Origin of the sequence: Streptomyces xylophagus, from assembly GCF_000716435.1 — a bacterium.
In the GTDB taxonomy this organism is placed as follows: domain Bacteria; phylum Actinomycetota; class Actinomycetes; order Streptomycetales; family Streptomycetaceae; genus Streptomyces; species Streptomyces xylophagus.
On record NZ_JNWO01000027.1, the window covers coordinates 80,994 to 98,466 of the forward strand.

Sequence of the window (17,473 nt, forward strand, 5' to 3'; positions counted from 1 at the left end):
GCAGCTCCACCTGACCTGCTGATCCGAGGACCACTGCCATGACCGCCATCTCCGCCGCCCGGCCCACCGGAGCGCACCGAGGCCGCCGGGCGGCGAACCGCCGATCCGGCCTGCCGGAAGACGCCCCACGCTGGGAGCGCCCGGCGCTCGCCGCGGTGCTGGCCGTCGCCACGGTGCTGTACTCCTGGGGCATGGGGAACGCCGCGCTCCACCCCTTCTACGGTGCGGCGATACGTTCGATGGCCGGCGGCTGGCGTGCCTTCTTCTTCGGCGGGCTCGACACCAGCGGTTCGATCAGCATCGACAAGCTCCCCGGCGCCTTCTGGCCCGACGCCGTCTCCGTCTGGATCTTCGGCCCGCACACCTGGGCGGCCGCTCTTCCCCAGGTCGTCGAGGGCGTGCTGACGGTATGGCTGCTGCACCGGATCGTACGGGCCTGGGCCGGGCCGTTCGCCGCGCTGATCGCCGCGCTGACCCTCACCCTCACCCCGGTCACCGTGGTCCTCAACCGGGCCACCATCCCGGACACCGCGCTCACCCTGCTCCTGGTGGCGGCCGCCGGAGCGCTGCAGAAGGCGGTGCGCACCGAGCGGCTGCTGCCCCTGATCACCTGCGGGATCTGGGTCGGGCTCGCCTTCCAGGCGAAGATGCTGCAGGCGTGGCTGGTGCTGCCGGTCTTCGCCGTCGTGTACCAAATCGCCGCGCCCGGCACGCCGTTGAAGCGGGCGCTGCGCTTTCTGCTGGGCGGTGCGGTCGCGCTGGCGGTCTCCTGCTTCTGGGTGCTGATCGCCTGGGCGACACCGGTCGCCGACCGCCCGTACCTCGACGGGACGTCCGACAACAATCCGTTCGCCCTGGTCTTCGGCTACAACGGCCTGAGCCGCTTCAGCAGCGATTCCACCGCGTTCGGCGCCGTCGCCGGCACCGCCAACAGCCGCACCACCGGCAACACCGGCTGGAACATGCTGATCAACGACACGGTCGGCCCGCAGGTCGCCTGGTTCCTGCCGCTCGCCGTACTCGCCGCGGTCCTGGGCGTCGTCTGGCGCACCCGGCAACCGCGAACGGACATGCTGCGCGCGGGATTTCTGCTGTGGGGCGGCTGGCTGGCCGTGCACGCCCTGGTGTTCAGCGCCTCGAACGGCAACCACGCCTACTACATGGCCGTCATCGCCCCGGCGCTCGCCGCGCTGACCGGCGGCGGACTCGCGCTCTTCCGATCGGAGTACGAGTCGGCGCACAGCCCGGAACACGAGCGGGAACACGAGCGGGAACACGAGCCGGAGCACAAGCCGGACCCGGAACCGGAGCCGGAACACGAGCCGGAGCCCTGGTCGCCGTACGTGTCGGCGCACCCGTCGGAGCCCTGGTCGGCGAACGAAGCGAAGCACGAATCGGAGAACACGTCGGAGGACAAGTCGGGCGACCGACGGCACAGGGCGCTGCCGGCGGCGATCGTGCTGACGGTGGTGTGGGCGCTGGTGCTCGACTGGCCGACCCGGTTCGTCGACTGGCTGCTGCCGATCGCCGTGATGCTCGCACTGTGCGGAGTGGTGGGCCTGTGGAGCCGCGGGCCGCGCACCTCCCCGAGGAAGGTCCAGGGCGCCCTCGCCGCCGGGATCGCGGCCACCCTGGTCGTACCGGCAGGCTGGGCCGTCTCCAGCCTCGACCCGCTCTACGCGGGCGCCTCCACCGCGCCGATCGCAGGTCCGGTCGGCAACGCGTACTACAACAGCCTCCGTGAACACCACTCTCCGCGGCGGATAGGGCTCGACCGGCCCAGCGCCCGCGACACCGCACTGCTCGACTACCTCACCACGCACCGCCACGGCGAGAAGTACCTGCTCGCCACGCAGACCGCCTACGGCGCCGAGCCTCTGCTGCGCGCGAAGTCCGAACCCGTCCTCGTCATGGGCGGCTTCACCGGCAACACCCCCTTCCCCACCACACCGCAGCTCGCCGGCCTAGTCACCAACCACCAGCTGCGCTACGCCCTGCTCACCACCCAGCGCCCCACCACCGCCACGACCACCTGGGTGAAGTCCAACTGCACGCGCATCCCGCCGGCCTCCTACGGCCGCCGCACCGGCGGGAGCTTCACGCTCTACGACTGCAGGCCTCAAGGGTGAGCAACGAGGACGGCCCGGGAAGACGAGATCTTCCCGGGCCGTCCCGGTCAACTACGCAGGTGACGGATCAGCTCCGCCACGCCGCCCGCCACCGCGCCGCCGCACAGGCACACGAGGAGCGACCGCGTCGACGGCAGTCCCCTGTGGGTGATGAAGCCCTCGACCAGAGCGCCACAGACACCGGCCAGTACGAAGAGCAGGATGCGTCCAGCACTGGATGTCATCGTCACGTCACCAGTATCCGTAGTAGACGAGGAAGATGTAGGGCCAGGAAACGCCCCACTTGCGATGAGTCCCGTACTTGAAGATGAACACCTTCTGCCGGGGCGACCAGTTGTCGCCGATGTACGAGCTGAGGACGCCCGCGACGATGCCCGCGATGATGGCGCCGAGGAGCCCGGTTTTGGATGCCACCCCTCCGGCGATGCCCCAGACCGCGCCCTGCGCGATCGCACGCTGGTCGGCCTTGTTCAGGACCACCGAGATGTACGGCTTGCTCTTGTAGATCTTGAACAAGCCGTTCAGGTCAAGGGCGTTGACCGGATCCTGGCCCACATAGTCGTAGGCGTTGGCACTGCCTCCGAAGACCGGGTCGGTGGAAAGGAACCGCCCTGTGGTCGGCGCGTAGAGGCGGGCGCCCATGAGGATGTCTCCGGTGGGCGTCTCGCTGGAGCGCTGTTTGCCGCCCAGCCAGCCGTAACGCGAGGTGCTGGTACCGGTGAGCGGGTTGCCGTACTCGTCGGCCGCCATCACCAGGACCGGGGTGGTGCTGTCGTTGACGGGCAGCACCATGTTGATGTCACCGTGCAGATTGGTGAGTTGCAGCTGGAAGTGCCCCGTCGCCGAGGAGTAGATGGCGCTGAGGTCTCCGGCCATGTCGTTGATGTTGCGCGTGTAGGCGCTCGTGCTCTCGCGAATCCAGGCGGGCGAGTCCGAGGTTCCGTCGTAGTGGTTGGTGCGGGCCGCGCTCTGGGTCCAACTGCCGGACGTATTGGTTTCCGACGTAGAGGACCGGATGCGACCTGCGGGGTCCAGCTGCCAGGTGACGCGGCTGGTGCCGGAGGTCTGCTGATAGGCCAGGTCGTTGGCGTAGTACGCGGTCGTCGTCCCACTCGGCTCAGCGGTCGTGCGGCCGAAGGCGTCGTAGGTGTACCCGCTGTCGACCAGACGGTCGGCACTGTCGTAACTGTGGCTGACCGTGGTTCCACCGCTGGTGGGGCAGGCCGCCTTGGCGGCGCCGACGGCCGTGGTCAGACCCGTGCGGTTGGAGTCCTTGTCGAAGGCGTAGTGCCGCGTGGTGCAGGTACTGGTCGCGCCAGTGGTGGCGCTGGTGGTGAGAACGGTCTGACTGACGTCCGAGAGGCGACTCGCGGCGTCGTAGGCGTACGTGTTGTTGACGCCGAGGCCTCCGGTGGTGGACTGGGCCCGGCTGACCTCCAGCCCGGCTCCGGAGTACCCCGCCTGGTCGGAGAGCAGCACGTTCCCGTTCGCGTCGGTGTAGACCCGGGAGGTGGCCTGTCCGGTCTCGTCCGTGGTGGTCTTGAGGGTGATCGAGCCCGGCAGGGACTCCGTGGTCAGGTTGCCGTCGGCGTCATAAGTGGCGCCGAAGGCCCCGGCGTTGGAGTCGGTCTGCGTCGTCGGCACACCGCGCGGGTCCTTGCTGGTGTCGTAGGTGTAGGTGGTGGTCGACGGTGCCGTGTCGGTGGTCTGCGTGGGGCGGTCCAGTGCGTCGTACTGGACCGCGACGGTGTTCCCGTCCGCGTCGGTCGACGACATGCCGCGGCCGAGTTGGTCGTAACTCCAGGTGTTCGAGGCGCCGTCCGGCGTCGAGACCTTGGACTGCTGACCGTTGCTCGCGTTGTATGCCGTGGTCGTCGTCTGCACCGCCTGGCCGACACCGCCGGAGACCGCGACCGTGCTCTTGCGGCCCGCCGCGTCGTAGGTGGTGGTGCTGATACGGGTGACGCTGTTGGCGGTCTGGGTCACCGTGCTCGGCGAGCCGTACAGGTTGTACGTGGTCGTCGTGGTGGTCCGCTGGCTCGGGTTGGAGCCACCACCGGTGATGGCGCCGGCGGGAGCGGTCTGGCAGACCAGGTCGGCCCACTCGGGGTGGCCTCCGCAGGGGCTGCTTCCGGTAGCGGTGTAGTAGGTGGTCGTGGTGGCACCGGCGTCGGAGCCGGTGGAGGACGGCTGGGAGTTGGATATCACCTTGCCGGCGGAGTTGTACCCCGTCGCGGTGGTGATCGCCAGGCCTGCCGGGTCGACCGTGGTCCTGGTCGCCTGTCCCAGCGTCCAGTCGTAGACGGTCTTGGTGGTGCGCGTGTCCGCGTCCGTGGCGTAGCCCGCGATGGTGCTGCCGGTGACGGCTGTGGTCACCAGGCCGGACGCGTTCGCTGAGCCGTCGGTGGGACGGCCTTCGTCGTAGGTGTTGTGGATGTGTGTCCGGGCGGCGACGACGGAGCCGGCCGCACGGGCGGCGCTGGTACCCGAGGCGGCCAACGCGTGCTCCAGAGTGACCTGGTGCAGCGGGCCGTACATGTCGGTCAGGAGCTGACCGCTGCTGTCGCGGACGTTCACCGTGGACAGCAGGTTGGCACGCTGCGCGGTGGTCATCGCTGCCAGTCCGAGCACGTTGAGCTCGGTGTTGGTGCTCGCGGCCAGGGCGAGTTCGCGGTTGGCGGCGCTGAGCTGGCGAGCGGCGTTCCCGAGAGCGTCGTAGTCGACGGTGGTGATGTGCCCACCGGGAGTGGCGGTGTTGGACTCGCGCCCGTTGACATCCAGGTAGTGGATGTCGGCGCGGGTGTAGGAGCTGGAGGTGAGGTTCCCGGACCCGGTGTTGGAGGTGGGAACCTGATCGGCGGGGAAGATCGCCGTGGCGTCGGTCGGCGCGTCGGCCTGAGCCAGCGAGGCCACGTCCGAAGCGCCCATCGCGTAGGGGCCGCCCGCCGCGGTGGTGCGGGGCACGTCGTAGACGACGGTGGTGGTCGCCGTGCCGTTGGTCGTCGACGCGGAGCCCGGGGTGAGGGTCGGGCGGGAGACGCTCAGCAGGCGTCCCGCGTTGGTGTCGCCGTTGGTGCCCGCGGTGCCGTAGGTGAACGTCCAGGGGAGCTGGCCCGGAGGCGTGAGTGTGGCCACCCGGCCGGCCGAGGTGTAGGTGTACGCGGTCACGAGGCTGGGCGTGATCTGCGGGTTCCACTCCTGGCGGAGGGCGCCGGTGGAGTCGTACGCGTACTGGGCGACGACCTTGGACGTCTCCGTACCCGTGGCCGGGTCGGTGGCCCACATGCTGATCATGCTGACCTGGCCGGTGTAGTCACCGAAGGTACCGCTGGTCGTACCCGTCGCGGTGGTCGCGGTGGCATAGCTCAGTTGCAGGACCCGGCAGCCCACCGCCGGCGTCGTCGGGGTGAGGCAGGACGCGTTGGTGTCGGAGATCGCGGACACGGGAGCGGCCATCCGGGCCAGGCGCATCGTGGTGGTGCTGCCGCTGGTCACGGAGTCGAAGCGGTAGCGCACCGAGGTGCCGCTGCCCGGCGGGCTCGTCGAAGCGACGGCCCACACTCCCGCCGTGGTGGCGGACTTGGCGAAGACCGTCGTCGTTCCCGAGGTGTCGGTCAGCGTATAGGTGTCCGCGGAGCTGCTGTAGCTGAGCGTGTATGCCTCAGCGCCGGGCTCCGGAGTCCAGGACCCGCTGCTGGTCTTGGTGAACGAGACCTGTGTGCCGGCTGCCCCGACGAGTTGCACGGCGGTGGAGGTCACCGGACGGATCTCGGTGAAGTCCGTCAGCGCCGTCGCGGAAGCGCCCGCCAGTTGCCAGCCGGGCCCGAAGGGCGCGGTCTGACCGGCCGGCGGGGTCGCCTGGGGGGTGCGGGAATCGAGTGTCTGGCCGACCGACATTCCGAGGACGGAGGTTGCCGGGCCGGACAGGGTGTAGTTGCCGGTCGACAGGTTGAGCGTGCCCGGGCCGACCGCGGCGGTGGCGGTCTGGGTGGCCGCGCGGTCCAGGGTGGCGGTGACGGCGGAGGTGTCGTGGCTCGCCGAGGAAGTGTCCGTGAACTCGGCACGGACCTGGACCGAGCCGTCGTCGCCCAAGGTGCTGGAAACGTCCCAGACGAGCGGGGAGTTGGCACCGCTGGTGACGGCCACCGGCCAGCTGCTGACAGCATTGCCGCCGGACGTCACGTCGGCGACCGGGATGGTGGTCCAGCTGTCCGTGGCGGATCGCCGGTACTGGAACTTCACCGACTGCCACGTCGACGCCGCCGCGGCGGCGGTCAGCGTGACACGCCGCGCGGTCCTGGTGCCGTCGGTGGGCGAGGTGACGGCGCCGTTGCCCGCGTTGAAGCTGTAGACCGTCGACGCGGACAGGTTGCCGGCATTGTCGCGGGTGGCGACGGTCAGGGTGTGCGGGCCGTCCGCGGCCGGGGTGACGCCGACGCTCACGGCGCCACCGCTGGTCGCCACGGAGTTCTGGGCCCCGGAGTCGAGCTGCCAGACGACGCCGGAGGTGTCCGTGCCGCCGGAGGGCGGGGTGATGGTGAACGCGCCGCTCTGTCCGGCGCCCTTGGCCCAGCCACCGGAGGGGTAGTCCGTGGAGGCGACCGTCGGCGCGCCGGGCTTGGTGGTGTCGATCGTGAAGACCAGTCCGTTCGGGACGGTCTGCCGCGACCACAGGGAACCGTCGTACCCGTAGGGCCACGCGGTGTAGGTGTGACCGTTCACCAGTGTTCCGGCGGCGACGGACGCGCTGGAGATACCTCCGGAGGCGGTCCAGCTGCCGTTGAGGTTGGAGATGACCTTGGTGCTGGCGCCACCGGTGGTGTCGTAGACGTTCCACTGGGCCATCACGTTGCCGCCGTCGGCGTCGGTGACCGTCGACTGGAGCTGCGGGGTGGTCGTGTTGGTGTAGAGCGTCGTGGTGGAGCCGGAGACCGAGGAGACACCGGGCGCCACTGTGGGGGCGGACGGCATCGGGTACGAGTTGTAGGTCGCCGACAGGTAGGGCACGTTGGCGGAGGCGTTGGCGGAGTAGAAACGCTTCCAGCTGTTGCTGTCCGTCTCGTCGGACGCCCTCAGGCCCAGGTAGGCGACGTCGTAGCCGTTGTCACCGGCGTACTGGAGGAAGGTCGAGGGGTCGATGGAGACCCAGCCCTCCGCGCTGGAGGTGGTGCAGTCGCTGGAGTAGCCCTTGGTCTGGGAGGTCGTGGCGTACTTCGCCTTCCAGACCGGCTGGTTCGACCAGACCGTGTCCGTGGAGGACTCTCCGGACTCCCAGAGCTCCCAAGGCGACTGGACGCAGCCGCCGGCCCAGTACTCGTACAGGTTCAGTGACGAGGACAGGATCTGCGTGTTGTCGAGCAGGAGGACCGGGAACTCCAGGAACGAGCGGGCTACGTCGGTGCCGCTGTCGTAGGTGCCCAGCTTCAGGTCGGTGGACGTGTACTCCGGGGCCGTGTCGGTGTTCTCCACCCACGTGTCCAGCAGGGGCGAAAGACTCGTGGAGGGGTCCACCGTGACCGGGTACTGCGTGTTGGGGTCGGCCAGGAACTTCGCGTCCGGGGTCAGGGTGAGATTCACGGTGTCACCGGACTGGGACATCGTCATCTTCAGCCGGGCGCGGTTGGGGTGCTCCAGGGATCTGACGTCGACCTGCGCGTCCCACATCATCGGCGCCGGTATGGTGCCGACGACCTTGTGGTGGGCATCGGTGAAGGTGATCGAGCCGTTCTTGAGCTGCTTGGCCGTCAGCCCCTTCGCGGAGACGGGAATGGTCACCGTGTAACCGGCCTTGGGGCGCGACTTGAGGATCACGTTCTCCTCGAAGCCGGTCCGGGTCGCCTCTACGGTCACGTCCGCGCCCGGTGTGACGTTCGCGTAGGTGGCGGTGGTGCCCTTGAGGGACGGCTTGGGAAGCGTGCCCTTCCAGCCGACCGCTACCCGATGCTTGCCCGATCCCATGCCGGCGAGCACGGCATTCTTGCCACCGGGCGCGAGAACCAGGCCATTCGGCTGGGCCTTGGGCGTCACGGCGCCATCGGCATTCATATGCAGGGTTGTATCGACATCAACCCATTTCCCGGCCCGCTTGAAGCGGATCGGCGCCGCATACGACCGGGTGGTCAGCGAGCCGTTCGGGTTTGCCCAGGTTGTGGTCTTGTCCGTGAGCTGGTCGAGAATCTCGACCTTGCGTTTCCGCAGTCGCGCCGTGGCGAATGCCGACGCCGCGTCAGGAGCCGAGAGCGGCCCGGTGGTGGCGGGGCGGGGCTTCGCCGCCGAGGGGGTGCGCGCCTTCTGGGTGGACACGGCGAAGGCTTGACCAGTGGTCGAGAGCGTTACGGCCGCTTCGGCGACGAGTAACAGTGCCAGTGTCGTTGCCGTTGCCAGCTGCCGAGGGGAGACGGACAGGGGTCCGCCGTTCGGTCTTCTTCGGAAATGGCTTGCGCTTCTTCGGAAATGGCCTGTGCGACTGGTCCTCACGGGACTCCTCAGGTATGTCAGGGCGCAGGCGGCGCCCATGATCACACAAGAGATACCCGCCGGAAACTTTACGGTCTAGACCTATTTCAGGCCGCCAAAGCCGAGCAATTATGACGAAAACTGAGCGCTAAACTCATATGCGCACTCGGATGGAAACAAAATCCAAAGTATTCGGTCGCACAGGGTCACAAATGCACGCTCGACACCAAGGGCGAATCGCCATCAGGTCATGTTCGGGCAAAGACGCCCCATGGGCTGGTCCTGAGCGGCCGCATGCCGTGCCCGTCACTCCCGTTAGCCTGTCCTCATGCCTCGCTACGAGTACCGCTGCCGCACGTGCGGAGACACCTTCGAAGTCAGCCGCCCCATGGCGGAGTCCTCCGCGCCGGCTGCGTGCCCCTCCGGGCATGACGACACGGTGAAGTTGCTGTCTGCCGTGGCGGTGGGGGGTACGTCCGCTGCCCCCGCGACCGGAGCAGCTGGCGGCGGGGGCGGGTGTTGCGGTGGCGGGTGCTGCGGCTAGGCATGCCCTGTGCGTTGTTGGGTGCGGGTGCGCTGTGGCTGGTCGCGCAGTTCCCCGCGCCCCTAGGGGGTTGGGGTTCGCGTCACTTTCAACAACTCCCGGAGGATGCGCTCGCCCGCCAGTACTCCCCGCTCAGGTAGGGCCGTGACCTGTGGGGCCGTCCACGCCTCGTCTGCCAGTTCGCCGTGGCCCGGGCGCCAGCCCTTGTCGGCGGCGAGCAGTAGGTCGGCGTCCAGGAGGGAGTCTCCCGCAGCCAGGGTCAGGGTGGCGCCGGTGCGGTGGGCCACCTCGCGCATGGCCGCGCTCTTGGTGAGGGGCTTCGGTACGGCGTAGATCTTGCGGCCCTGCAACGACACCGTCCAGCCGCGGTTCTCCGCCCAGACCGCGAGCTCCTTCACCCACTCCTCGGGGAGTAGTTCGCGCTCTACGACGAGGTAGGCGAAGAGGTCCTCGGCGATGCGGTGCTTGCGTACCCAGGCCGGGTCGGCGGAGGCCGCGAGATGGTCCCGGACCTCCTCCAGCGGGGCGCACTCGGCGGCCAGCTTCGCCTGTACTGCGGCGTGCCAGTCCTCGTCGGTCGCGCCGTCGACGAGGAGGTGGCCGCCGTTGGCGCAGATCGCGTACTTCGGTTCCGGGCCGGGCAGGCTGATGCGCTGGTACTGCTTGCGGGTGCGGGTGGTCGTGGGGACGAACACGGCCGCGTCACCGAGTTCGGTGAGGAGTCCGGCCGCCGTCTCCGTCATGAAGGACAGCGGCCTGCTCTCGTGCACCTCGACACAGAGCAGCCGGGGCGCCCGCGCGTCCGGCATGGTCAGGGCGAGGGCGGCCGAGGAGTAGATGAGCGTACGGTCGAGGTCGCTCGCGACGAGTACCGGCATCAGACCGCCACCGCCTTGCCGTCGGCACCGGTCGCGCCGCGCGTGTACTTGGGGTGGATCAACCCCACGCAGGTGTACGGCAGTTCGGCGACCTCCTCGACGGGTACGCCTCTCTGTTCGGCGAGCAGTCTGACGTGGTCGAGGTCGGCACCCGCACCGGCCCGCGCGAGGATCTTCCAGGGCACCCGGCGCAGCAGCACCCTGGTGGTCTCGCCGACGCCGGGCTTGACGAGGTTCACGTCATGGATGCCGTACTCCTCGCTGATCCGCTCAACTGCCGCCCAGCCCTCCCAGGTTGGGGTGCGGTCGGCGGCCAGCAGTTCCTTGGCGAGGACGGTCACCGCGTCCGAGACCTCCGGGAAGCGGGCGGCCACGGCGTCCAGGAAGTCCACCGAGACGTCCGCGCCGGCGAGTTCGCGGTAGAACTTCGCGCCGTGGAAGTCGTGCGGGCCGACCAGGTCGGAGCGCAGGACCGTACGCGAAATCAGCCCCGACACCGTCGAGTTGAGGCAGGCGGAGGGGATGAGGAAGTCCTCACGGGTGCCGTACGTCTTCACGCAGGAGCCGGGGTCGGCCAGTACCGCGATCTCCGGGTCGAAGCCGGTGATGCCGTCGGACTCCTCGAACTCCTTGATGGCGTCGGCGAGTTCGCGGGTGATGGCGCCCTTGCCGGTCCAGCCGTCGACGAACACGACGTCGGCGGGGTCGTGGTGGGCGGCGAGATAGCGCAGCGCGTTGGCGTCGATACCGCGACCGCGCACGATCGACACGGCGTAGTGCGGCAGGTCGAGACCGTGCCGGTACTGGGCCCAGCGGCGCATCAGGACGCCGACGGGGGTGCCGGCGCGGGCGAGGGAGACGAGCACGGGGTGCGGTGAACGCTCGGCGAGGACGAGTTCGGTGACCGCCCCCACCGCCAGCGCGAGACGTCCGGCGGCCTCGTCCAGCGCGGTGTGGAACAGCTCCTGGTACTGCTCGCTCGGCTGGTACTCCACCGGCAACGACTCCGCGTAGTGCGCCCCACCGCTCTGGATCGCCTCCTCGCGCTCCTCGGTCGGCGCCTCCAGCGTCACGTCCGAGAGGTCCTGGAGCAGCCAGCCGACCTCTTCCGGCGCGTACGAGGAGAAGGCGGGGCCGCGGAGGGGCTCGGGGAGCATGGGGGGCCTTTCGGGGACGTACGAGGGGATCACCGCGAGGACGACGTGCGGGGTGTGCGCGGCCAACTGCTCCAGCAGGCCGCGCAGTTCGGGAGTGTCCCCGCGGGAGTCGACGACCGCGACCACCGCGTCGAAGCCGGCGCCGGCGATGTTGTAGGCGTAGCGGTCGCCCGGGCCGTCTGCGGGGTTGTCGTGGGCCGGGAAGGTGAGGCGGGTGCGGATCGCGTAACCGGGGTCGTCCACCGCGAGGACGGGTGAGCGGGTGGTGGTCGAGTAGGTGACGTCGGCGTCTACTACCTGCTCCAGCTCGCGGGCGAGTCTCAGCGGGGCGTACATCAGCTCTTCGAAGCCGAGGATATGCACGCGGTGCGCTTTTGAGGGGAGGGCTTCGGCGAGGCGGGCGGCCATTGCGGGGAGGGCGGCTTCGAGGCGTATTCGGTGGTGGGGGGTGAAGCCGTGGCGTCCGCCGTCGGGGAGGTTTCGGGGCCAGCGGAGTTCGACTCGGGTGGTTCGGTTGTGGGTCGAGTGCGGGGCGGTGGGGGCTGGTCGCGCAGTTCCCCGCGCCCCTAGGGGGTGGGGGTTCGGGGCAGTTTCAAGGCTCGGGTCGACTGCGATGCCCTCGTCTTTCAGGGGCGCGGGGAACTGCGCGACCAGCCCCGACGGCGCTGCAGACGAATCACGACCTGTCTCGTACCTCGCCACCAACTCCTGCCCCTTCTCCAGCACCCCCTCCGGCAAGCGCACCGTGCCCGACGCCGCCGCCACCAGGTCCACCCTCGCGCCTATCTCCGCCGCGAACTCGTCCAGACGGCCCGCGTCGGCAGGGGAACGCATGTCCACCAGGGCGACCACCACATACCGGTCCCGCGGATAGCGCTCGTGCAGGTCGCGGATGGTGTTGAGGACCGTGTTGCCGGTGGAGAACTCGTCGTCCACCAGGACCAACGGGCCCTCGCCGGCCAGGAGTTCGGGGTTCTCCGGGAGGAGCAGGTGGGACGTCGCGTGGGAGTGGGACTCCTCGAAGCCGCCCGCCGTGGCCACGCCGGGGACGGGGCGGCGGGTGGAGTGGAGGTAGGGGGCGACGGCGATGCCGTCGGCGACCGCGTGGCCCAGACCCGTGGCGGTTTCCGCGTAGCCGAGGACCACTGCACGAGCGGACTCGTCGGGGCCCAGGAGGTCGCGGACTCTGCGGCCCAGGGTGAAGCCGTAGCCGTAGACGATCGACGGGGACTGGGGGACGTGCTTGCCGAGCACGTTCGACACCAGCAGGTGGGCCCGCTTTGGGTTGCGCCGCAAGGCGAGCCCCAGCAGGTCGGTCAGTTCGGTGTCGCCGAGGAGTTCGACGCCGAGTCGCTCCGCGACCCAACTGCCCGACCAGACCCCGTCGTTCACTGCCTTGTTCATACGTCCCTTGCGATTCAGCCGGGGATTCCGGCGGCGAGCAGCTCCACGAAGCCGACGTCCTCGCGTGCGACGCCGAAGATCTCGGCGCGCAGCATGGTCCGCTCGGCCCAGGCGCGGTGCGGCTTCACCTCGTTCATCTTGTTCGTGTACGCCGAGCGCAGCACGCCCCCGCCGCCCCGCTCGGGCCGCAGGATGTCCTGCGCGTCGCAGAACTCCTCGTGGCTGACCACGGACAGCGCGTGCACGGGCAGCACGTGGGTGGGGTGGATGCAGGTCTTGCCCATCAGCCCGTTGGCCTGGTCGAGGGCGATCTCGCGCAGCAGTCCGTCCATGGCGTGCTCGATCAGCGCCTCGCGCAGCTCCTCGGCCTGGCCCTCCAGGAAGGGGCTGCGGCGCAGCTGCGGCTTGAACATGCGCTCCTGGACCCGGAAGTACTCCCACACCGGGCCGGTCACCGTGAAGCCGGTGCCGTCGGCGCGGCCCAGCATGTTCACCACGTCGGCGATCACGCTGGCGACGATCTGGACGTCGTAGGCCGTCATGTCCGAGGCGCGGCGCAGGCCGTAGGAGGAGCAGAAGTCCGTCACGCCCAAGCGCAGGGCGAGGACGCGGTCGCGGTACTTGTCGACCGCGCGGGAGATGCCCTCCAGGGTCTCGACGCGCGACTCGCGGTAGAGCAGCTCGGGCGACTCCAGGACCGGCATGCCGAACAGCCGGTGGCCGCTCGCCGCCTCCGCGGCGGCCAGCGCCTCCAGGAAGGGTGTGCCGCTCTCCTCGGTGAACTTGGGCATCACGAAGCCCGAGAGGAGCTTTACGGCCGGGCCCATGCGGCGTACGAGATCGGGGATCTGTTCGGGCACGCGGACCCGGATGAACAGCAGTGGGAGCTCGGTGTCCGGGCGGGCGGCCAGCTCGGTGAACTGCTGGACCAGGTTCTCCTCGGCGGCCGGTACGTCCTCGTCGCCGATCGAGTCCTCCAGGCACAGCACCATCGACACGACACCGCGCGCCGCCAGCTTGACGATGTCGTCGGCGAGCCGGGGCCGGGTGGCAGGGCTGTAGAGCGTCGCGCCCAGGGCCGCGGCGAGCAGCCGGGCCGGTGAGTCCGCGTCGAACTCGCACGGCTCCTGGAAGAAGAGACGCTGCCGTACCTCAGGGGCAATGTGCCCGAAATGACGCATAAAGCTCCCCCGTGGTGACGATGTGGTCCGTGAATATTTTCGATAGGTGGCCGGTAATAGTACGTACAAATCCATGTCAGGAGTTCCCGCCGGGCATGAACTTCAGGTAACTCGGCCGTGTCGGTGTCCGAACCCCCACGTTGTCGTGACCAGGACCGAGAGGGCAGGATGACCGCATGACGCACGCGATGCTGAAGGGGTCGAACGTCCCGCTGGAGGCCACCACGGTACGTGCCGTGCTGCGCTGGACGCCCGGGCAGGGGGTCCCGGACGTGGATGCCTCGGCTCTGCTCCTCGGCCCCGCCGGTCAGGTGCGTTCCGACGAGGACTTCGTCTTCTACAACCAGCCCCGACACCCCTCCGGGAAGGTCTGGTGGCTCGGCAAGAAGCGTGTCGCGGAGGGCCCCACCGACACGATCCAGACAGATCTCGCCGGTGTCGAGCCCGAAGTCAGCCGGATTCTCGTGGTCGCTTCGGCGGACGAGGTCACCTTCGACCGCGTAAAGGGCCTGCGCATCCTGCTGTACGACGCGGCCGTCGCCGAGGGTGAGCCGCTGCTGTATTTCGACATCAAGCCGGAGACCGGTGAGGAGACCGCGCTGATCTGCGGCGAGTTGTACCGGCGCGGTGAGGGGTGGAAGTTCCGGGCGCTCGGCGAGGGGTATTCGAACGGGCTGCGTGGGCTGGCCATGGACTTCGGTATCACGGTGGACGAGTCGGAGACGTCTGCGCCCGCGACTTCCGAGGTTGCCCAGCCGTTGCCTCCGGCGGTTCCGGCGGTTCCTGTGCAGTTGCCTCCGGCGGTTCCTGTGCAGTCCGGGTACGGGTATCCGCAGGAGCCTGCGACTCAGCCGGCGTACGGGTATCCGCAGGCGGCTGCCGCCGGGACGTATGGGTATCCGCAACCGGTGCCTGTGGCTGCCGCGCCGGATCCGGATTTTCGGTTGCCTCCGCAGGGGCCGCAGTTCATCTGACGTGGGGTCGGTAGTTCGTTCGGTGCGAGCCGGTGGGGGCTTGTCGCGCAGTTCCCCGCGCCCCTAAAAAACTATCGCTCGACCTTTGTTTTGTAGCCCCGCCCCCACTGCAGTCCCCACCCATACAGCCTGTCCAGTTCTGCCTGGAAGCCGTAGACGAACTTGACCTCTCGGCGGACTACCAGCTCGCCCTTGACGTTCTCGATCATCACTACCGCGCAGGAGCGGGCCTGGGGGTGGCGTTCGTCCAGGCCTATCTCGATGCGGGGGCCGTTGCTGGGGTAGAGGGTGACGATCGCGTGGGTGCGGTCGAAGGCCGGGGTCTGGTCGTAGATGTAGACGAAGACCAGGAGGCGCTTGATCTGGTCGCGGTGGTCGAGGTTGACGTACATCGTCTCGCCGGACGCGGAGCCGAAGCGGTCGTCGCCGCTGAGTTTCACGTACGGCGGTGAGTTGACGTCGCCGAGGAGGCCGCCGAGGGGCTGGACGACGCCCTTGGTGCCGTCCATGAGCTCGTAGAGGCAGCCGAGGTCGAGGTCGACGTTGACCATGCTCTGGCTGTGGCCCATGACCTCGGGGGGCTTGAGGGCCTTGAAGGGGTGCCGGAGCAGGCTTTCCCGCTGGAGGCCGCCGATGTCGGAGGTCCGCATCCGCCAGGTGAGGTTGACGCGCAGGTTGCCGGTGGCCGCGCCCTGTTTGGTGAGCGAGACCTGGTGGTGCCGTTTGGTCAGTTCGATCGCGTTGCTGGCGGCGCTGCCCGAGTCGAAGTCGATCTCGCGCCGCCAGATTCCGTCGAAGAAGCCCATTCCCGCCCCCACGTCCACATGACTCACGACAAAGCTGTCGGGGCGGCGGACCGAGGGCATGTCCTCTGTCTGCCGCCCCGAACAGAGCGTTCCCTTACCAGGGAGCTTGTCACACCCCGGACGAGACCTCAGTCTTCTCGTCCGAGCCTGCTTTTCCCTCGGCTTCCGCCAGGGCCTTGTTCCTGCGGACCGAGGACCAGAAGGACCAGCCGATCAGGATGACGCCTACGAGGCCGGTGATGACCTCGTTGATCTGGTACTGGATGGTGACCATGAGGATCACGGCCAGGGCGCCGATCGCGTAGTGGGCGCCGTGCTCCAGGTAGACGTAGTCGTCGAGGGTGCCCTGGCGGACCAGGTAGACCGTCAGCGAGCGGACGTACATCGCGCCGATGCCCAGGCCCAGGGCCATGAGGACGATGTCGTTGGTGATGGCGAAGGCGCCGATCACGCCGTCGAAGGAGAAGGACGCGTCCAGGACTTCCAGGTACAGGAACATGAAGAACGCCGCCTGGCCGGCGAGGACGACCGCCGAGCGCTGCTTGCCGGTGCGCGCGGCCTCTTCCTCCTCCTCGTGCTCCCGCTCCTCTTCTTCCTCGAGCTTGTCCTCGAAGTAGCCGGAGAGTCCGCCGACGATCATGTACGTGATCAGTCCGGAGATACCGGCGATCAGGACCGTCTGCGCCTTGTCGGCGTGGGCGCCACCGTGCTGGTGGGCGTGGGCCGCGAAGGTGAAGGAGGTGATCAGCAGGACGATCAGGGCAATGCAGACCGACAGCATGTCGACCTTGCCGAGCTTGGCGAGCGGGCGCTCGATCCAGCGCAGCCACTGGATGTCACGGTCCTCGAAGATGAAGTCGAGGAAGATCATCAGCAGGAACATGCCGCCGAAGGCCGCGATCGCCGGGTGGGCGTCGGTGACCAGCTGCTGGTAGTGGTCCTTGTTGTTGAGCGCGAGGTCGACCGCGTCGATCGGGCCGATCTTGGCGGTGACGGCGACGATCACGACAGGGAACACCAGCCGCATGCCGAAGACGGCGATCAGGACGCCCACCGTGAGGAAGATCTTCTGCCAGAAGGCGGACATCTTCTTCAGGATCCCGGCGTTGACCACCGCGTTGCTCCCCCGCGCCGTACTCGGCTTTACTTAAAATTTGACTTCGAGCACAGAGTCTAGAGGGAGACTCCCCCGGCCGGGACAGCCGGGCGGGACCAGCGCCCTTTACGAGACGTTGACCCCGAAGTCCATCGCGATGCCCCGCAGTCCGGACGCGTACCCCTGACCGACCGCCCTGAACTTCCACTCGCCCTGGTAGCGGTAGAGCTCGCCGAAGATCATGGCCGTCTCGGTGGAGGCGTCCTCGGAGAGGTCGTAGCGGGCCAGCTCCTGGCCGTCGGCCTGGTTGACGACGCGGATGAACGCGTTGCTGACCTGTCCGAAGGTCTGGCCGCGGTTGTCGGCGTCGTGGATGGAGACCGGGAAGGTGATCTTGTCGCAGTTGGCCGGCACCTTCAGGAGGTCGACCAGGATCGACTCGTCGTCGCCCTCGCCCTCACCTGTGAGGTTGTCGCCGGTGTGCTCCACCGAGCCTTCCGGGCTCTTGAGCTGGTTGTAGAAGACGAACCACTCGTCCCCGAGCACCCGGCCGCCGCTGTTCAGCAGCAGTGCGCTGGCGTCGAGGTCGAAGTCGGCTCCGGTGGTGGAACGCGCGTCCCAGCCGAGCCCGATCAGTACGTTCGTGAGGTTCGGTGCGGCCTTGGACAGGGAGACATTGCCCCCCTTGGCGAGCGTGACGCCCATAGTGCTGGTCCTCCCCGAGGCGATGCTTCTTTGGTTGTCGTGCGCTCCCCCAGCGGGGGACCCCCCGGGCGCCGCACGCGAACCGTGCGGCGCCGGGCGGTGAAGCTGTCGTACGGCAGATGTCCGTACGTCGGACTTCGTAC

At 68.6% G+C, this 17,473-nt stretch carries 10 protein-coding genes and 1 pseudogene; 3 read left to right on the forward strand and 8 right to left on the reverse strand.

Annotated features, from left to right (window positions below; genetic code table 11):
* The first annotated feature begins 38 nt into the window (after nt 1–38).
* Nucleotides 39–2,129: a mannosyltransferase YkcB-related protein gene (locus OO70_RS56320; protein ID WP_043683819.1), complete on the forward strand. Its 2,091-nt coding sequence runs from the start codon at nt 39–41 to the stop codon at nt 2,127–2,129.
* A gap of 47 nt (nt 2,130–2,176) precedes the next feature.
* On the opposite strand, the gene OO70_RS41255 is transcribed toward OO70_RS56320, so the two are convergent.
* Both OO70_RS41255 and OO70_RS41260 read right to left on the reverse strand, forming a co-directional pair.
* Entirely contained in the window at nt 2,177–2,359 is a 183-nt protein-coding gene (locus OO70_RS41255) for a hypothetical protein (protein ID WP_043683821.1), read from the reverse strand.
* 1 nt (nt 2,360) lies between these two features.
* Nucleotides 2,361–8,432: an RHS repeat-associated core domain-containing protein gene (locus OO70_RS41260; protein WP_158711578.1), complete on the reverse strand. Its 6,072-nt coding sequence runs from the start codon at nt 8,430–8,432 to the stop codon at nt 2,361–2,363.
* A 481-nt stretch (nt 8,433–8,913) separates the two neighbouring features.
* On the opposite strand from OO70_RS41260, the gene OO70_RS53110 reads away from it, so the two are divergent.
* Nucleotides 8,914–9,129 (forward strand): FmdB family zinc ribbon protein, encoded by a 216-nt coding sequence (locus OO70_RS53110; protein ID WP_078651753.1) that lies wholly within the window; start codon nt 8,914–8,916, stop codon nt 9,127–9,129.
* 62 nt (nt 9,130–9,191) lie between these two features.
* Here the strand turns inward: OO70_RS53110 and OO70_RS41265 are convergent, their stop codons facing one another.
* From OO70_RS41265 to OO70_RS41275, 3 genes are read right to left on the reverse strand one after another with little or no spacing between them, the layout of a single operon-like run.
* On the reverse strand, nt 9,192–10,007 hold the full coding sequence (locus tag OO70_RS41265; protein ID WP_043683823.1) for an HAD family hydrolase: 816 nt from the start codon (nt 10,005–10,007) through the stop codon (nt 9,192–9,194).
* Nucleotides 10,007–12,568: a phosphoribosyltransferase gene (locus OO70_RS41270; protein ID WP_043683825.1), complete on the reverse strand. Its 2,562-nt coding sequence runs from the start codon at nt 12,566–12,568 to the stop codon at nt 10,007–10,009. The genes OO70_RS41265 and OO70_RS41270 overlap by 1 nt, the downstream gene beginning before the upstream one ends.
* Nucleotides 12,569–12,582: 14 nt before the next feature.
* Nucleotides 12,583–13,749, reverse strand: a complete 1,167-nt coding sequence (locus tag OO70_RS41275) for an HpcH/HpaI aldolase/citrate lyase family protein (RefSeq protein ID WP_043683827.1) — start codon at nt 13,747–13,749, stop codon at nt 12,583–12,585.
* A 176-nt stretch (nt 13,750–13,925) separates the two neighbouring features.
* Here OO70_RS41275 and OO70_RS41280 point away from each other — a divergent pair, with 176 nt between their 5' ends.
* Entirely contained in the window at nt 13,926–14,723 is a 798-nt protein-coding gene (locus tag OO70_RS41280) for a TerD family protein (protein WP_043683828.1), read from the forward strand.
* Between the two features lie 71 nt (nt 14,724–14,794).
* On the opposite strand, the gene OO70_RS41285 is transcribed toward OO70_RS41280, so the two are convergent.
* From OO70_RS41285 to OO70_RS41295, 3 genes and pseudogenes are all read right to left on the reverse strand, one after another.
* Complete coding sequence (locus OO70_RS41285; RefSeq protein ID WP_043683829.1) at nt 14,795–15,529, reverse strand: TerD family protein; 735 nt, start codon at nt 15,527–15,529, stop codon at nt 14,795–14,797.
* Between the two features lie 109 nt (nt 15,530–15,638).
* A pseudogene (locus OO70_RS41290) lies at nt 15,639–16,649 on the reverse strand (DUF475 domain-containing protein); the annotation flags it as partial.
* Nucleotides 16,650–16,751: 102 nt separating this feature from the next.
* Complete coding sequence (locus tag OO70_RS41295; RefSeq protein WP_043683830.1) at nt 16,752–17,330, reverse strand: TerD family protein; 579 nt, start codon at nt 17,328–17,330, stop codon at nt 16,752–16,754.
* Nucleotides 17,331–17,473: the final 143 nt, after the last annotated feature.

Bases quoted from the DNA above. Each gene is read 5' to 3' on its own strand.
- OO70_RS56320 (WP_043683819.1), top strand. From the start codon at position 39: ATGACCGCCATCTCCGCCGCCCGGCCCACCGGAGCGCACCGAGGCCGC.
- OO70_RS53110 (WP_078651753.1), top strand. From the start codon at position 8,914: ATGCCTCGCTACGAGTACCGCTGCCGCACGTGCGGAGACACCTTCGAA.
- OO70_RS41265 (WP_043683823.1), bottom strand. From the start codon at position 10,007: ATGCCGGTACTCGTCGCGAGCGACCTCGACCGTACGCTCATCTACTCC.
- OO70_RS41270 (WP_043683825.1), bottom strand. From the start codon at position 12,568: ATGAACAAGGCAGTGAACGACGGGGTCTGGTCGGGCAGTTGGGTCGCG.
- OO70_RS41275 (WP_043683827.1), bottom strand. From the start codon at position 13,749: ATGCGTCATTTCGGGCACATTGCCCCTGAGGTACGGCAGCGTCTCTTC.
- OO70_RS41280 (WP_043683828.1), top strand. From the start codon at position 13,926: ATGACGCACGCGATGCTGAAGGGGTCGAACGTCCCGCTGGAGGCCACC.
- OO70_RS41285 (WP_043683829.1), bottom strand. From the start codon at position 15,529: ATGGGCTTCTTCGACGGAATCTGGCGGCGCGAGATCGACTTCGACTCG.
- OO70_RS41295 (WP_043683830.1), bottom strand. From the start codon at position 17,330: ATGGGCGTCACGCTCGCCAAGGGGGGCAATGTCTCCCTGTCCAAGGCC.